This window comes from Hymenobacter bucti, from assembly GCF_042681145.1.
Taxonomy (GTDB): domain Bacteria; phylum Bacteroidota; class Bacteroidia; order Cytophagales; family Hymenobacteraceae; genus Hymenobacter; species Hymenobacter bucti.
This window is the reverse complement of sequence record NZ_JBHUFD010000002.1, coordinates 114,572-130,771: the sequence shown is the minus strand read 5'-3', so window position 1 is coordinate 130,771 and position 16,200 is coordinate 114,572. Positions and strand designations below refer to the sequence as shown.

Annotated in this window: 11 protein-coding genes; 5 read left to right on the top strand and 6 right to left on the bottom strand. The window is 58.9% G+C overall.

What is annotated here, in order from left to right; genetic code table 11:
- Positions 1 to 126: 126 nt before the first annotated feature.
- A complete protein-coding gene (locus ACFSDX_RS06505) occupies positions 127 to 711 on the top strand; it encodes a DUF4468 domain-containing protein (RefSeq protein ID WP_382312437.1) in 585 nt (194 codons plus the stop codon).
- Here the strand turns inward: ACFSDX_RS06505 and ACFSDX_RS06500 are convergent, their stop codons facing one another.
- The 4 genes from ACFSDX_RS06500 to ACFSDX_RS06485 form a co-directional block, all read right to left on the bottom strand.
- On the bottom strand, positions 712 to 2,985 hold the full coding sequence (locus tag ACFSDX_RS06500) for a M20/M25/M40 family metallo-hydrolase (RefSeq protein ID WP_382312435.1): 2,274 nt from the start codon (positions 2,983 to 2,985) through the stop codon (positions 712 to 714).
- 207 nt (positions 2,986 to 3,192) lie between these two features.
- Positions 3,193 to 3,861 carry a T9SS type A sorting domain-containing protein gene (locus tag ACFSDX_RS06495; RefSeq protein ID WP_382312434.1) on the bottom strand — a complete coding sequence of 223 codons (669 nt, stop codon included), beginning with the start codon at positions 3,859 to 3,861 and terminating at the stop codon, positions 3,193 to 3,195.
- Positions 3,862 to 5,722: 1,861 nt separating this feature from the next.
- Positions 5,723 to 6,760 carry a T9SS type A sorting domain-containing protein gene (locus ACFSDX_RS06490; RefSeq protein WP_382312433.1) on the bottom strand — a complete coding sequence of 346 codons (1,038 nt, stop codon included), beginning with the start codon at positions 6,758 to 6,760 and terminating at the stop codon, positions 5,723 to 5,725.
- Between the two features lie 389 nt (positions 6,761 to 7,149).
- Complete coding sequence (locus ACFSDX_RS06485) at positions 7,150 to 7,965, bottom strand: ribonuclease H-like domain-containing protein (protein ID WP_382312432.1); 816 nt, start codon at positions 7,963 to 7,965, stop codon at positions 7,150 to 7,152.
- An 87-nt stretch (positions 7,966 to 8,052) separates the two neighbouring features.
- On the opposite strand from ACFSDX_RS06485, the gene ACFSDX_RS06480 reads away from it, so the two are divergent.
- Positions 8,053 to 9,426 carry a helix-turn-helix domain-containing protein gene (locus ACFSDX_RS06480; RefSeq protein ID WP_382312431.1) on the top strand — a complete coding sequence of 458 codons (1,374 nt, stop codon included), beginning with the start codon at positions 8,053 to 8,055 and terminating at the stop codon, positions 9,424 to 9,426.
- Between the two features lie 337 nt (positions 9,427 to 9,763).
- Positions 9,764 to 12,262 carry a TonB-dependent receptor domain-containing protein gene (locus ACFSDX_RS06475; protein WP_382312429.1) on the top strand — a complete coding sequence of 833 codons (2,499 nt, stop codon included), beginning with the start codon at positions 9,764 to 9,766 and terminating at the stop codon, positions 12,260 to 12,262.
- An 82-nt stretch (positions 12,263 to 12,344) separates the two neighbouring features.
- Here ACFSDX_RS06475 and ACFSDX_RS06470 read toward each other — a convergent pair whose 3' ends face one another.
- Together ACFSDX_RS06470 and ACFSDX_RS06465 are read right to left on the bottom strand one after the other, a co-directional pair.
- Complete coding sequence (locus ACFSDX_RS06470) at positions 12,345 to 12,707, bottom strand: hypothetical protein (RefSeq protein ID WP_382312428.1); 363 nt, start codon at positions 12,705 to 12,707, stop codon at positions 12,345 to 12,347.
- An 83-nt stretch (positions 12,708 to 12,790) separates the two neighbouring features.
- Entirely contained in the window at positions 12,791 to 13,393 is a 603-nt protein-coding gene (locus ACFSDX_RS06465; RefSeq protein ID WP_382312427.1) for an RNA polymerase sigma factor, read from the bottom strand.
- Positions 13,394 to 13,724: 331 nt separating this feature from the next.
- On the opposite strand from ACFSDX_RS06465, the gene nuoK reads away from it, so the two are divergent.
- Together nuoK and nuoL are read left to right on the top strand one after the other, a co-directional pair.
- Entirely contained in the window at positions 13,725 to 14,057 is a 333-nt protein-coding gene (gene nuoK, locus ACFSDX_RS06460) for an NADH-quinone oxidoreductase subunit NuoK (RefSeq protein ID WP_382312426.1), read from the top strand.
- Between the two features lie 92 nt (positions 14,058 to 14,149).
- Positions 14,150 to 16,099, top strand: coding sequence for an NADH-quinone oxidoreductase subunit L (gene nuoL / locus ACFSDX_RS06455; protein ID WP_382312425.1), 1,950 nt, complete (start codon positions 14,150 to 14,152; stop codon positions 16,097 to 16,099).
- The last annotated feature ends 101 nt before the right edge of the window (positions 16,100 to 16,200 follow it).

Genomic DNA, 16,200 nt, shown 5'->3' with positions numbered 1-16,200 from the left:
TTTTTGCTTTAGGTAGTTGCTAGTTGGCAGTTACCCAGATAACTAGTAGCAAGTAGCTTAGCTAGTGATGCTCGCCATAGTGGCCCGCCTTATCAACCATTGCCAACGGCTTTGCGTAGCCAGCCCATGAAACATTTCCTTGCCATACTGCTGCTGCTAGGTGCCCTCACCACGGCGCAGGCTCAGGTAAAACTGCCGAAGCTCCACGGGTGGGTAAACCCCCTGCCGATGGACTCGCTGACGCGCAAAGTATCGTACCAGGGCGTGGTGCAGGTGCCCGGCGCCACCCAGGCGGTGCTGTATGCGCGGGCCAAAAAGTGGTTTGCCACGGCGCCCGGCCCCACCAAGATGACCATCGAAACGCAGGACGAGGCGGCGGGCAAGCTCACTGGTAAAACCAGCGAGCTAGTGATGCAGAACTTCCTGGGGGCCAACGTGCAGGTGCCGCTCTGGCGCACCGTGACGGTGCAAGTGAAGCCCGGCCGCTTCCGCTACCAGATTACCAACTTTGCCTTCGACAGTAGCACCGGGCAGGGCGCAGTGACACCCATCGAAAACTACCTGGCTCCCAACGCGCTCACGTTTGATGACGCCGGCTACCCAAAGCCCGTGCTTCAGTCAACCATTGAGGCCATTCAGCGCAGCGGCCGGCAGCAGGCCACCGCCATTCGGCAGACCATGACGGGCAAGGCGGTAGATGATAACTGGTAATCAGAAGGTAAAAACCTGCTTGACCTGGGTTGAAAAGCTGGCGTAGCCCGGCGCTGGCACAAAGGTGCGGGATAGGGGCGGCAGCCCGGCACTTGGGGGCAGCCCTAGGCTACGGCTCGTCACGACTACCTGCACGGGGCTGGCCGTGGCTAGCTCCAGGTCCAGCAGTTCGCCCGCCGCGTGCGGAGCGTAAAAGGTAATGGCGAGCGATGGGCCGGTGAAGTTGGTAAGCGGCAAGCGGTGGCCTGCCAGGCGTAGGGCTTGCAGCCCGCGCCCCGCGGGCAGCAGGCGCATGCTGCGAACACCGGCTCGCCCGGGCCGCACCAGAATTTTTAAATGGCGCTGGCCCGCTAGCGTGCTATCAGTGAGCACGAGTAGCTGCGGCGGGGCGAGGGCTAGCCGGGGTGCCGCCTGGTACAGCACGGGACTGGTAGCCCCCGGCAACGCGGCTGGGAGCGGCCCGTAGTGCGGCCGCGTAAGCACCTGCCGCGTCCAGGCATCAGGCCGGGGCAGGGCCGAGAGCCAGTAAGCTCGGCCCTGGTCGGCGGCCAGGGTGTAAAAAAGATGGGTTTGCTGGGGCTGGGCAGCGGTAGGCTGGCTAGTGGCGTGCCCTACCACCAAGGCAACCAAGGCGCTCGCCAGCGCTAGGGCGGGTAGGGCGTACCGCTGCCCTAGCAAGGGGAGCAGCACCGGCAGTCCGAAGCCCAGCAGGAGTGCAAGCAAGAGGAGGGCCACCAGCACCAGCGGCCCTCCGCCAAAGATTATCAGGGTAAAGTACAGGTACTGCACCAGCAGAGCGGCGGCCGGCAGCACCGAGAGCCCACCAAGCAATTTGGCCCAACCAGGCCCCGCCGGGCGCAGCCGCAGCGCCCAACCTAGGCTGGCAAACAGCAGCGGAAATACCAGCAAGAAAGCCGACGAAGCCGCCTGCCATTGCACCAGCCCCAGTAGCAGCGCCCCGATTAGCAGGGCGCCGCCCACCAGCGCATCGGGCCGCACCCGCTTACCGAGCCAGCTGTAGTAAGCGGTAAAAACGGCTCCGCCCAGGGCCAGCAGAGCTACTTGATAAGCCAGGATATTGTAAAAGGCGGCTGAGTAAAAAGCCTGGTACTGCGGATACAGCGCCACGATGCCCGCCAGCAGGCCGTAGCCCGCGGCCAGCATCAGGAGCAGCACCCCAACCCAGGCGGCGGCGCCTCCCACCAGGCCCAGCCAACCTAGGCGGCCGCGCCGCCGGGCCAGCACGGCCACGGCCAGCAGCACCGCGAGCGTGAGCAGCGTCAGGGGTAGGTTCCAGGCCGCCGGGTAATACACCAGCCAGTGGCCGATGGGGTTGAAGAAGGTATAATCGGGGGCCTTGGTTTGGGTTAGCGACACGGTGTCAAAGTGCCGCACCAAGCTCAGCATGTAGGCTCCCTGGTGCTGCAAGGAACCTAGGTCGAGGTGCGCCGGGGTGTCGGCCGGACTGTGGTAGTGGCTAAACCCGTCGGTATACGCGAAATTCAGCCCCGTCAGGCCGGCTTGGCGCAGGGGCGTAAAATCGGTATCGTTAGGGAGGTTGCGGTATACCTCGTAGAAGAGCGACGACGCGAAAGCTACGGGCGCGGCCCGCGCAAATTCGCGGATTACCCAGCCGTTCTGCGCGTTAACTTCAAATAGCGCGCTGGGCCCACGGTTGCCCCGGCCCTCAAAGTTGAGCACCACGCCCACCTCGCGGCGCAGGCGGGCGGTGTCGGCCGCGTAGGCCCGCGCCCCGAGCAGGCCGGCTTCTTCGCCATCGGTAAACAGCCAGATAATGTCGTGGGCTAGCGGCGGGCCCGCCCGCAGGGCCCGGATGGTTTCGAGCATGGCCGCCACGCCCGCGCCATCGTCGCCCGCGCCGGGCGTATGGGGCTGCGAGTCATAGTGCGCCAGCACCAGCACCGCTTTACCGCCCGGTTGCCGGCCCGGCAGCCGCGCCACGATATTTTGTACCCGCCCGCCCACCAGCTGCCCCGCCGTAAGCGTGAAAACGCTGGTATCCTGCAAGCTAACCCGTAGCCCGAGCGCCCGGCAGCGGCGCACGAGGTACTCGTGCACCGCTGCATTGGCGGGCGTGCCGAGGCTATGTGGCTCCCGGGCAATAATCGCTAGGTCGCGCAGGGCCCGGCCCACTGCAAACACCGAAGCGGGCGCCTCGGTACCTAGGGGGCGGGGCGGCTGCATGAGCCACACCGCTACTGCTAGGGTAAGCACCACGGCGAACAGCGGGAGCCATCGTACGAGAGGGGGCATGCAGGGGCGAGAAATATCGAGAAGTATAAGGTAAAGATAAGCTTGATATGAGAGGCTGATTAGCAGCCGCTTCTAAGGCAAGCAGTACCCAGCGTGTGCCCCCAGTACTGCCTAATGAGCAGTGCTTGCCAGGGCAGGGGCAAAACGCAAAATGCGCCCGCCGACAAGAAATGTCAGCGGGCGCATTTTGCGTTTACAGGCGAAGCCCTATAGCTTTACGAAGCGGGCGTGGCGCACGGCCTGGCCCGGTACGCGCACGCTTACGATATAGACCCCAGCGGCCAGGCGCTCTACGGGGAGGCTAAGCACCGCATCGGAGCTGGTCTGCGTAGTTTGGCTGAATAGCCGTTGGCCCTGCGTGTTGATGATGGAGATTTCGGTACCGGCCTGGCCGGCCTCAGCAAACGAGAGCGAGAGGCTAGCGCCCGTTACGGGTACGGGGCTCAGGAGCAAGTCGCTGGAAGCGGCCACGGCAGGGCGCGCTATCACAGCCACCGGCGAGTAGCTGAGCTTGCCATCCTGGTCTTCCTGCCGCAGGCGGTAGTAGGCTTGAGGAGTGGAAGCAGCGACGCTCAGGCTCTTATCCGTATACTCATAGGTGCTGCCGGTGGCGTTATTGCCCGAGGCGAGGTAGCCCACCGACTGCCACGTATCGCCGCTAGCTAGCTGCCGCTCGATGCCAAAACCCTTGTTGTTGGTTTCGACGGCGGTGGTCCAGCGCAGTAGGGCAGCGCCTTGGGCCGTGGGGGTGGCCGTGAAGCTTACCAGCGTTACGGGCAGCGGAAGAGTGGTAGCGCCTAAGGTGAAGGTAGCGGCCAGAGTACCAGTGATGGTAGAGCTAACTACCAGGTTGGCGCTATTCCGAGCCCGGCTCAAATTGTCGAAAGGAGCGACACCACTTGCAGAGCGGTAAAATCCTAGGCTTGCAGGGTTCAAGTCATTCAACTCAGTAGTTAAGTACCGGAAGTTGAGTGTGAAAACTTGGTCATTAGGGCTGTCAATCGAGCTGAAGGTAAAGCTTCGCTTAACGCTCGCACCCGTGCCATTAGGGCCGGCGCCGGTGTAGGCTAGGCCCGTGCGCCGGGTCACTATAGAGAAGCCAGGGTCTTCGGGTGCTGAAGGAGAGGAATTTATTTCTATGCCAATGCCACCAAACGTATTGGTAGTGCCCCGAGTAATCACGCGATTAGGAGCGCGCAAAATGCCTAATACATAGCTGGTTTCCGTTTCGCCAGATATTGTGGCGTTTGTTCCTAGGTCAACATTGAAAATTTCAGAGTTAGTTGTATTGGTAGCCAGGATACCGCCGCCGTTCGCATTCACAAAAGTCAGCGAATTGACAACGTCCATCCGATTGGTAAGGGTCTTGGTCCCACCGCCCTGAATGCGAAACTCAGTAAACGAAGCGCCGTCAAACGTCTGGGTGCTACCAGCTAGCGTAAACGCGCCGTTGTTCTGCTTGAGCCCGCCATTAGGATTTTGAAAATCGCCAAATACCTGTAGTTCACCCGAGTTTAGGGTGAGAATGGCAGTGTTTGGAGCGCGGCTGACATCAATTCGTAAAGTACGCGCCTGGGCTATTCGACCTGTACCCGCAATAGTAGGGTACCTTGTGATAGTGGGCAGCAGAGTGATGTTAACGTCAGTAGATGAATTGGGTACAGCGTTAGTAGACCAGTTGCTGGCAGTATACCAATCAGTAGTATTGCCAACCCAGTTTGCAGCAGCATTACCTTGTACTGAGAATCTAGTTTGGTAAGGATTGATGTTATCCCTGTCAAAATAGTTAGTAGGATTGTTCCTGTTATCGACAGCTACGAATTGAAAGTAGAGGTCTAATACGTAGGTCTGCCCAGCACTAGTAGTACCTCCGCTGGTCGCAGTCAACAGATTAGTAGGGTTAGCCGAGGCAGTCCAAGTTTTGGTTATGTTATTGCCATTTCCCGAAAGGGTGACAACATCAAGATTTAGCGCCGTGTATACTGTAGGCGCAGTTGTACCAGTTGCGTAAATCCGATAAAACAACTGCGCAGACTGCACCTCGTCGTTGCCTGTCTGGCGGGTAGTTGCCTGAGCACTCAGTTGTAAGCTACCTGTGGTGCGGTTAAACGTACCTAGTGAGGTCACGGCCGTAAAGGCGCCCTTTGTTGCCGCAGCGTTCGAACTGTTGGTGTAGTAAGTACCGTTGACGGACGCGTTGGTGCCACCAATGATAACGTTGTTACTTCCGACAGTCACGTTAGCCAATACCTGGCTGAATGACCCGATGAAAAGGAGCAGAATGAGGCTGGTGATTAGCCGCAACCTGCTGAGAATAAATACTTTTTGCCACAAAGTAGATGGCGATAAAGAATGAGTGTTTAAAGATGTTTGCATGATGTCAAGAAATAACAGGAAGGAATTGACAGCCAAATATACGATAAGCAACACATGTAATTGAAGTAGTACAACAAAATGTTAGTTTGTTACAGTTGAGCTTACTGTTTGTTCTTCAGGTGATAAGCGCAACACTAGTTGGTAGGAAGTACAATTAGGAATAGTATTATTAGTCGTATGAATCATCCAAAGCGATACAAAACAGGTATTATATGTTGCTGTGTTTTTTTGCATACAAAAAAGGCTTCCCATGTCTGGGAAGCCTTTTTTGTATGCAATTTTTTTTATACGATACAGCTAGTATTACCTACTATCATATAAAATGTAGACAGATATTATAAAACAAATTAATAATGCATAACTAATATGATACAATAATGCGTTTTTGAATAGGGCTACCGCTGCCGGCAAGTGTGAGCACATAGGTGCCCTCAGTTAAGCCCGGCGGTAAGGCAAGTGGTGCCAAGTATTGAGCGCTGGCAGGATGCAGCCTTTGAGTTGCTACCGTGCGTCCTAAAGCATCAGTAATTCGTATTGTAAGATGTTCATCATTATATCCTTGCAATAGTAATTGCATAACTTTGCCTTCGCTAGGATTAGGGTATACTTCTAGGAGCTTAGCTATTGTTGGTGCGGGTGCTAAGGTTACTACATTACTATACTGTGTTGTGCCATTGGTGTCAACTTGCCGTAAGCGGTAGTAGGTAGGGGATAGTAAGCGCTTAGGGTCGGGCCACTGATAGGTGATGGTTTGGCTGCTGATAGTTGCCGCCGCTACGCGCCCAGCCTCAGTGAACGTGGTTCCATCGAGGGAGCGCTCAAGGGCAAAGTAAGCCGAGTTGCGCTCGGAGGCTGTACTCCAATGTAGTGTAGCAATATCGTGCGCGTCAACAGTTCCGGTAAAGGAAATTAGTTCGACAGGTAGTGGGCTTGGAACGGAGGTTGTAGAAGCTTTGCGAGTAGCCGTCGACATACTGATGCCGTTTGAGTTATAGCGTATAGCGAAGCCATCAGTGTTATACTCGGCACTAATGAAATAATAGTACGTACTAGCTTTTAGGCCTGTAACCGTGACTGAATGTTCTGCTCCATTGTAAACTATAAAGCCGCTATTGAGCGCGCTCCCTTGTCCGTAAGCAGCGTTAGCGGTGTAAAAATGCTCATCAACGGGGAGTAATGGTACAGGTGCACCTTGCGAGGATTCTGCAATAGCCAGCACCCGACCTTGGCCATTACCAGTAGTACCAAAATTCAGCGTCAGGGTAGTAGCTGTAGCATATTCGAGGCTAACCTCACCGCCTTGGCTAGGAGCAGTAACCTGGGCTACTGCCCGCTGGCCCGACAAGCCAACCAGCAGCCCAACCAGCCATAATGATAAACGAATAGAAGTAAGACGCATAGTAAATAGAGTGATTGATATAAGTAAAAAAATAAGAGTGTCAGAATTCGTTAAGTCGTCTGCTTTGTAATTATTCGTATAACAAGAGTGCTTGGGCACTTGCCAGCGGGGAGTAATTGAATAAATCCGTTGGCGAAGCAAATATAGGATTAAAATTCAGAATCTATCGTTAAAACACAAAAATTAGCCTCAAAATATGATTTTAAATGGTATTATAAAGGGATAAAAATTGATTGCTTCGTTTTTGCCTGAATTTAAAATTGCAGAAAGAAAAAATTATAAATAGTATTAAGATGGGGGCTATGCTTATTCGGATGGATGGGATGAGCAACAAAAAAGGGCAGCCGGCTGGCTGCCCCTAGGTAGGCAAAGAACTTGGAAAAAGGAAATTATGCCCCGCGGGCGGGCACGGCTGGCCACGGCACCTGCGTGAGCTGCACGGCGGGCCACAGCTCTTTCTGGCCGGCGTAGTGCAGGTATATGCGGGCGGTGGCAATGACATCCTTCTCGCAATACTCCACGATGCGACCTAGGTCCTTGTCTTGCCAGTACACCTGCCCTACCTGCGAGCCGTCGATGTCGTCTTTGGGCGACGGGATGCCGAACACGCCGGCCAGCAGCGGCAGCGAGATGGTGCCTTTGTTGTCGCCAAACTTCCAGAGCTCCATGGTGTCGAGCAGGTGGGGCAAGTCCCAGGCCCGGTGGCCGGCCACGTCGAGCATGGGCGGAATGGCCTGCCCGCAGATGAGCATGCGCCGCCCTAGGTAGCCGTAGTCGAACTCGCGGCCGTTGTGGGCGCAGAGGTAGTAGCCCTCGGGGCCGGCAGTTTCGAGCTTGGCGTAGCGGCTGGCCGCGGCGTAGGGCGCCCGCTCGCCCAGCAGCTGGGCAAAGCCGCGCAGCACGGTGCATTCCTCATCGTCGGCAAACGACTTAACCCGGAATTCCAGCGTTTCATCTTTCAAATGGCGGAAGTAGCCCACCGAAATGCACACGATTTTGCCAAACTCGGCGTAGAGGCCGCCGTGGGCGAATAATTCGGCGTGGCTGAGGCCGTCGGCCAGCTCCTTGGCGTGGCGCTTTTCGCAGAATTTCTGCCACAGCGGCTGGTGCGCCTCCGGTAGCTCGGCGTGCGTGGCGTGGCCGGGCACGGTTTCGATATCAACGAAGAAAACGCGGGTGAGGTCGACGTGGCGCAGGATGTGCATGGGGCTCGGAGGGGGATGGACCCAACTACCCCAAAGCTAAGCGCAATGTTTGGCCGTGGCGGCGCCTAGGGCTGTACTTTCGCGGCCATGCTCTTTCAGTTTGGCCCGCATAGCTCGTTGCTATTGCCCTTCGTGGTACCGGGGGCGGTGGCTACGCTGTGGCTGCTGGGCCGGGCATGGCGGCGCGGCAGTACCCCCGATGCCCTGCTGGCGCTGCTGGTTTTGCTGCCCACGCTCACCGTAAGCCAGTGGATGCTGGGCTACGCGGGCTGGTTTGATAGCCACGATGGGTACTCGACCGTGATGTTTTACGTGCCCTGGCAGCTGGGCCTGCTGCTGGGGCCGGGCTACTACCTCTACTTTCGCAGCCTCACCAACCAGGAGTTTCGGCTGGGGCCACGGGCCTGGCGGCACCTGCTGCCGGGGCTGGCGCAGGTGGGCTTATTTGCCGGGGTGGCTCTGCTTGACCTAGGCTGGCGGCGGGGGCTGCACCACGAGGCGCTGCCCAACTTTTTTGGCACGAAGGGCGCGGCAGCTACCTGGCGCGACGACTGGTTCGAGCCCATTAACTGGCTGGCCCTGGCCCTGTTGGTACGCTATGGCCTACGTATGCTGGCCGACTACCGCCACTACCGCCGCTACCTCGACGACAACTTTTCGGACTCTGAGCGGCTGCGGTTTGCCGGGCTGCAGCAGCTGCTAGTGCTGCAACTACTGGTGCTGATGCTGGCCCTGGGCGGCACGCTACTCAATTACCTCTTCGACCTGAGCTACGATGCGGCCTGGTACTTGTTTGCGCTGCGCGGCGTCCTTATCTACGGCCTCATCATAGTGGGTGTGCAGGCCAATTACGCCGCCGCCACCAGCCCGTTGCGCTTCGAACCCGCCGCTGGGGTAGGCGAGGCCTCCGAGGCCTCGCCAAGCGGTATGCCGCTGCCGTTGCCCACGCCCGTTGCTGCGGCCAGCGCGCCAATGGGGGCGGCGGCTACCCCGAGCGCCCCCGTTGGCGCGCTGCCGGGTGCCCTGCTGACCCCAGCGGGTGGCGCACCAGCCGCCGGGGTTACCACCGCTGGCACGGCTGGCGCAATTGCCGACGCGCCGCCCCCTGCGCTGCCGCCCGAGCTCCAGCCCTGGCGCGACAAGCTGCTGCGCCTCATGGCCAACGAGCAGCCCTGGCTAGAGCCCGAGCTGACCCTGGCCGAGCTGGCCCACCGCCTGCGCACTCACCCGGCGCTGCTCTCTAAGGTCATCAATGCGGGCTGCGGGCAGAATTTTAACGACTTCGTGAATACCTACCGGGTGCAGGAAGCCCGCCGCAAGCTCGCCGACCCGCGCTTGGCGCACTACTCGTTGGTGGGCGTGGCATTGGAGAGCGGATTTAACTCAAAATCAACGTTTAACCGCGTGTTTAAGAAGCTGCTGGGGCAGGCGCCCAGCGAGGTAGCACGGCCCAAAGTATAAGTTGGGACGCGCCAAATAATGGTTTAGGGCGCTTGGTGTGGGGGTGGCGAGGACTTTTGCCTTCGTCTTCACCCAGCACCTTTCTGCCATGCCTCAGCCCTTTGCCTACTCGCTTGCCGTCGTGCGGCAGGTAACAAATAATTATTGTGGGAAGCGCCGTAACGTTTGGCCGATGGGACCGATAGTGGGGACAAAACCGGGCCGGCCAGCGAGTGGCCAATGGATAAGAGCACTGCTATATGAAGCTAATGTGTTTTTTTCTGAATTAGTCCTTTGCCGTGGCAACGTCTGCCGGCCCTCCGGCATCTATCATTCCGACTCTTCTTCCTCTCCTGCTTTGCCTAACTTCTCTACTGCCCGTCTGGGGCGCTGGCTGCTGCCAGTAGCTGCCTTCTGTACTACCACGCTGGCGCTGGCCCAAAGCCCGGCCGCACCCATTGCCGCCGTGGCCGCCACCGGCGCGCTCACTGGCACGGTGCTCGATTCGGTGAGCCGCCAGCCGGTGTCCTACGCCACGGTGGTGCTGCTGCCGGCCGCCGCCACGGATAACAAGCCCATTTCGGGCGTGGCGGCCGATGATGCGGGTAAGTTTTCTCTCACCAAGCTGCCGGCTGGCTCTTTCCGGCTGCGCGTGAGCTACGTGGGCTACGGCACCCATACCCAGGCCGTGACCGTGACGAGCGGGGCCACCGCCCTAGGGGCCATTCGGCTGCCCGCCGCGGCCACGGCCCTTCAGGAGGCCGTGGTGGTGGGCCAGAAGCCTGTGATAGAAGTGAAGCCCGACCGCCTCGTCTACAACGCCGACCAGGACGTGAGCAATGCCGGCGGCACCGCCCAGGACGTGCTGCGCAAGGCCCCGCTGCTGGCCGTGGATGGCGACGGCAACGTGACCATGCGCGGCTCGGCTAACTTTAAGGTGCTCGTGAACAACAAGCCTTCGCCCACGCTGGCTCGCAACCTGGCCGAGGCCCTCAAAAGCATTCCGGCCGAGCAGATTCAGAGCGTGGAGGTGATAACGACGCCGCCCGCCAAGTACGACGGCGAGGGTACGGCCGGCATCATCAACATCGTGCTCAAGAAGGGTACTAAGCAGGGCGCCAATGGCCGGGTGGGCATCAGCAGCGGCAATCGTAACACCAACTTCAACTCGGCGCTGAACTTCCGCCAGGGTAAAATCAACTTCACATCGTCGGCCAATGCCGGGGCCTGGTACAACCCCGGCCAGTCGGAAACCTACCGCCTGGGCTACTCGCAGGCCGGCACCGACACGCTGCGCCGCAGCGGCAACCGCTACAACAAAGGCGGCTGGACCTACGGCACCGTGGGCCTCGACTACGACCCCGCCGAGCACCACAGCATCACGCTGGCGGGCTCCATCAACTACTACCAGGGCCAGGGAACCAGCGACCTTTTCAACCGCTTTACCTCGCCGCTGGCCGCCAGCAACCAGCTGTTTACCCGCGCCACCAAGGAGGTGTTCAACGGCCTCAACGTGGAGGGTACCGGCACCTACACCCGCACCTTTGCCCAGGCCCGCAAGGAGTGGAGCGTGCTGGGCCAATATGCCCTTAATACCGGCACGTTTGGCTACGACTACAATCAGTTTCAGGGCTCCAGCATCCCGCTGGGCGCGGCCGAGGCCAACTACCGCGAGCGCAGCCGGGGCCGCACGCCGGGCCACGAAACCACGCTGCAAACCGACTTTACCCAGCCCCTAGGCGAGCAAAGCAAGCTGGAACTGGGCCTCAAAGGCATCTTCCGGAGCACCGGCTCGGTGGCCACGGTCGATACGCTGCGCACCGGCTACGGCCCAAACCTGCGCGAAGACCGGCGCCGGGGCACCGACTTCAGCTACAACCAGGACGTGGAGGCTGCCTACGCCATCTACTCTTTTGGGGTAGGCAAGAAGCTGACGGCCAGCCTAGGTAGCCGCCTGGAGCGTACCGGCATCAATGCTGACTTCCGCACCACCAATTCGCAGTTTGCCCCGAGCTACCTCACGGTGCTGCCCAACGGCTTTGCCCAGTACAAGCTTGGCGAGGCCAGCAGCATGCGCGCCGCCTACAGCCGCCGTATCACGCGGCCAGCCATCGATTACCTCAACCCCTTCCGCGATGCGTCTACGCCAGGGTTCGTGTCCTACGGCAACCCGTTTCTCGACCCCGAGCTGACCGATTCGTATGAACTGAGCTACAATACCAGCGTCAAAACGACTACCGTCAACGCGGCGCTGTCGGTGCGGCACACCGGTAATGCCATCGAGAACGTGAATCTGCCTAGTAATACGCAGGGCATTATCGAAACTACCTACGCCAACGTGGCGGCCAACACGTTCTACCAGTTCAATATCTACGGCTCGCTCAAACCGACGCCCAAATGGGACATCAGTGCCGGCCCCGATGTGCAGTACATCGTGCGCCGCTCGCCCTCCTTGCAGGCCGACCAGCGGGGCTTCACGGCCAGCCTCAACTTCAACACTTCGTACCGGCTGCCCAAGGACTACACGATTCAGGCCTTCGGCTACGGCTCGCTGCGCAGCATCGATATTCAGGGCTACGGCCCGGCCAACCTGTATTACTCCTTCGGCGGTAAGAAAACGTTCTGGGATAAAAAGGCCGATATCTCGCTCAACGTCACTTGCCCCTTTAACGAGCGCTGGGCCTACCGCTCCACCATTAGCACGCCCTCCTTCGACCAGCGCTCGACCTTTTACGCCTACCAGCGAGCTTTCCGCGTGAGCTTTGCCTACCGCTTTGGCCAGGAGCAGCAGGGTAAGCAGCGCAAGAGCATCCAAAACGACGACACCAAAGGTGGCGGCAGCAAGCAGGGTGGGTAGATTTTTAATGAGCAATTAACAGTGAGCAGGCGCTCTGACATTCCTAATTAGGCTTGTCGGAGCGCCTGTTTATTACTCATTGTTAATTGCTCATTGGAGCAGTAGCGCCCGCCCGGCGGCCCCACTGGGCGCAGCGGTTCTGCATTTGCTGCCGAAATTTTTCGCGCTCGTCGGGCGAAAGGGTTTCCACTTCTTTTGCAATGTGCTGCTGCCACTGGCGGCGCTTCTGCGCCCAGGTGCCGCGCCCGCGCCCAAAGCCGCCAAACAAGATGCGGCTCAGCAGCAGCAGCCCTAGGGTCTGCCCGAAGCTGATAAAGGGGCCGTGAAAGAGGCTAGGCACCAGCCAGTTCCATAAATTTTGGGTAGCGAACCCAGCCACGGCCACGAATAGCGCCGCGAAAAAAACGAATTTGAAGGCTTTCTTGAGCCAGAAGGTACGATTCATAGGAGTAGGGCGAAGCTAAACCTCGCGGAGCGTTAGGGGAGGAGGAAAGTGCTGGGTGGGAAGTAAAGACAAGGACAAAGACGCTAATCCGTGAAAAGCTCGTCGTAGAGCTTGCGCAAGCGCTTGCGCAAGTGTTTCACGGCGTAGTGCTTGCGCGAGATGAGCGTTTTGAGCGGCACGCCGGTTTCGGCCACCATGTCGTTAAAGGACTTGTCCTCCAACTCGTGCCACACGAATACCTGGCGCTGTTCGGCGGGCAGCTCGGCTAGGGCGTCGGTGAGGGCGTCCATAATGGTTTCGCGCAGTAGGCGGTTTTCGGGGGCATCGTCGGCGGCGGGCAAGATGTCTTGCAGCAGGCGGGCGGGCTCGTCGTCGGAGGCCGCCGCGCCGAGTGGCGCATCCAGCGACACCGTGGCCCTAGGGCGCCGGTAGCGGTCGATGATGCGGTTGCGCGCCACCCGAAACAGCCAGGCCGCCGCCTGCTCCACGGGTTTAAACAAGCGGTAACTCTCCACGAGCTCGGCAAAAACATCCTGCAGAATGTCCTCGGCCTCGTCGGGGTCGGGCACCCGCCGCTCGATAAAGCGCAACAGCCGCCCCCGCTGCTCGCGCACCGTGGCCTGAATTTGCTGGTCTTGCTGGCTGGCCGTCATGGCAGCAGATAGGGTAAGGGCGCTCGCGTTCATCGTGCCTAAGCAGACGAGGCGCGGCGCGGGATATTTTACAAGTTGGCCACAAAAAAAGCGGCCTCCAGAGGAAGCCGCTTTTTTGATACATAGAACAGAAGTAAATAGTAGTGCAAATTGAGTGCCGAAATAGTCAGCCGTAGCCTGGGCTCTGTGAGTCCGAGCGCGAGCGCAGCGAGCATCTACGTTCGCCCGCGCCCCCTCACGCAAATGCGAGCTGCGCTCGCGCTCGGACTCGCAGAGTCTAGGCTACACCGATTCGCACTTTTCGGGTACCTTTGCCCGCTAAGAGCCCGCCAAACCGGCCGGCTCGGCCCCCGAACTCCCCCGCATGAATCCGACGATACCCGAGGTCATCCGCACCGTTCCGCTCCAGTACTACGTTTTCTTCGCCACCGCGCTCTTTTGCATCGGTGTCACGGGCGTGCTGGTGCGGCGTAATGCCATCATTATCTTCATGTGCGTCGAGCTGATGCTCAACGCCGTCAACATCCTGCTGGCCGCCTTCGCCGCCTACCGCTCCGACCCCAACGGGCAGGTATTCGTGTTTTTCATCATGGCCGTGGCCGCCGCCGAAGTCGCCGTGGGCCTGGGTATTATCGTCATGATTTACCGCAACTTCCAGAATACCGACGTTAATCTGCTGAATCGCCTGAAGTGGTGAGTGAGCGAATGAATGATTGAGTGAATTTTTATTCGACTCTCTCGCTCAAGCTGCTTCCCATTCACTCATTCACTCCTCCACTCATTCACCTGATGGAAACTGTTTTACCTGGCGCTAATGCGCCTTACTCGGCGCTGTTTTACGCCGCTATTCCGGGCCTGCCCTTCTTAGGGTTTCTCCTCAACGGCTTGCTCAACCGCAAGCTCTCGGGCACGCTGGCCGGGCTCATCGGCAGCGCTACCGTGCTGGGCTCGTTCCTGCTGTCGCTCACGCTGTTCATGGGCTTCAAGTACCAGTACACCGTGCAGCTGTTCGACTGGATTTCGGTCGGCTCGCTCCAGATTCCCTTCGGCTACCAGATTGACCAGCTCAGCCTGATTATGCTGCTGCTGATTACGGGCGTGGGCTTCCTCATTCACGTCTACAGCATCGGATACATGGGCCACGACGAGAATGTGGGCAAGTTCTTTAGCTTCCTCAATCTCTTCGTGTTCAGCATGTTGATTTTGGTGATGGGCTCGAACTTCGTCATCCTCTTCATCGGCTGGGAAGGCGTGGGGCTGTGCTCGTACCTACTCATCGGCTTCTGGAACAAGAACACTAGCTACAACAACGCCGCCAAAAAAGCCTTCATCATCAACCGCGTGGGTGACCTAGGCTTCCTGCTCGGTATTTTCCTCATTTACCTCACCTTCAACTCGGTGCAGTACGGCGAGGTGTTCCAAAAAGCCCACCTAGGGCAGTTTGGTACCTACACGGTGGGCATTTGCACGGCCATTACGCTGCTGCTCTTCGTGGGCGCCATGGGCAAGTCGGCTCAGCTGCCGCTCTACACCTGGCTGCCCGACGCCATGGCCGGCCCTACGCCGGTATCGGCCCTCATCCACGCCGCGACCATGGTCACGGCCGGTATCTACCTCGTGCTGCGCGCCAACGTGCTTTTCACGCTGGCTCCACACACGCTGGAAGTGGTCGGTATCGTGGGCCTGGCTACGGCGCTGTTCGCGGCAACTATCGGCTTGGCGCAGAACGATATCAAGAAGGTACTGGCGTATTCTACCGTGTCGCAGCTGGGCTACATGTTCCTGGCGCTGGGCGTGATGGGCTATACCTCGTCGTTCTTCCACGTGCTTACGCACGCCTTTTTTAAGGCGCTGCTCTTCCTAGGGGCCGGCTCGGTTATTCACGGCATGAGCAACGAGCAGGACATGCGCCGCATGGGCGGCCTGCGCAAATCGATGCCGATTACGTTCATCACCATGTTCATCGGCTGCCTGGCCATCGCCGGTATTCCGCCGTTCGCGGGCTTCTTCTCGAAAGATGAAATCCTGAGCCACGTCTACGAGCACAGCAAGGTGATGTGGGCCATCGGCGTCTTCACCTCGTTCCTGACGGCGTTTTACATGTTCCGTCTGCTGTTCCTCACCTTCTTCGGCGAGTTCCGGGGCACCGAGGAACAGCGCCACCACTTGCACGAGTCGCCAGCCAGCATGACGCTGCCGCTGATTGTACTGGCTATTTTGTCGGCCGTGGGCGGCTTCATGGGCGCCCCGATGTTCTTGGGCGGCAAGCACTACCTGGCCGATTTCCTAGCCCCGATTTTCACTTACTCCAAGGAAATTCTGCCCGCCGCTTTCACCGCCGAGCCCGACCATAATACGGAACTGATGCTCATCGGTATCTCGGTGCTAGTGGCCGTAGTCGGCATCGTCTTCGCCTACGTGGTGTACGTGGCCCGCGCCCAGCGCCCCGCCGAGGAAGAAAGCCAGCGCTCGGGCCTCGACAGCCTGGTCTACCACAAATACTACGTGGATGAGCTCTACAACTCGCTGTTTGTGAAGCCCACAATGGCGCTGTCCAGCGGCCTCTATAAGTTCGTGGAAAACGGCATTATCGACCCTATCGCCAACGGCGTGGGCCGCGCCACGCTGGCCGGCGGCCAGCTCCTGCGCTTCGTGCAAACCGGCTCGGTCGAGACGTATTTGCTGCTGATGGTCATCGGCATCGTGCTGATTCTGGGGCTCAATATGGGCCGGATGTAGGTTGTAACCTACCGCCTGCTGAATAAGCTAAACACTAGGAGCGGCCTGACACTCAGTTGTTAGGCCGCTCTTTTTTATATTCAATATAGAATAAGTACCTT

Coding starts and splice junctions, on each gene's coding strand:
- ACFSDX_RS06505 (WP_382312437.1), top strand. CDS start 127: ATGAAACATTTCCTTGCCATACTGCTGCTGCTAGGTGCCCTCACCACG.
- ACFSDX_RS06480 (WP_382312431.1), top strand. CDS start 8,053: ATGCTCTTTCAGTTTGGCCCGCATAGCTCGTTGCTATTGCCCTTCGTG.
- nuoK (WP_382312426.1), top strand. CDS start 13,725: ATGAATCCGACGATACCCGAGGTCATCCGCACCGTTCCGCTCCAGTAC.
- ACFSDX_RS06465 (WP_382312427.1), bottom strand. CDS start 13,393: ATGAACGCGAGCGCCCTTACCCTATCTGCTGCCATGACGGCCAGCCAG.
- nuoL (WP_382312425.1), top strand. CDS start 14,150: ATGGAAACTGTTTTACCTGGCGCTAATGCGCCTTACTCGGCGCTGTTT.
- ACFSDX_RS06500 (WP_382312435.1), bottom strand. CDS start 2,985: ATGCCCCCTCTCGTACGATGGCTCCCGCTGTTCGCCGTGGTGCTTACC.
- ACFSDX_RS06490 (WP_382312433.1), bottom strand. CDS start 6,760: ATGCGTCTTACTTCTATTCGTTTATCATTATGGCTGGTTGGGCTGCTG.
- ACFSDX_RS06485 (WP_382312432.1), bottom strand. CDS start 7,965: ATGCACATCCTGCGCCACGTCGACCTCACCCGCGTTTTCTTCGTTGAT.
- ACFSDX_RS06470 (WP_382312428.1), bottom strand. CDS start 12,707: ATGAATCGTACCTTCTGGCTCAAGAAAGCCTTCAAATTCGTTTTTTTC.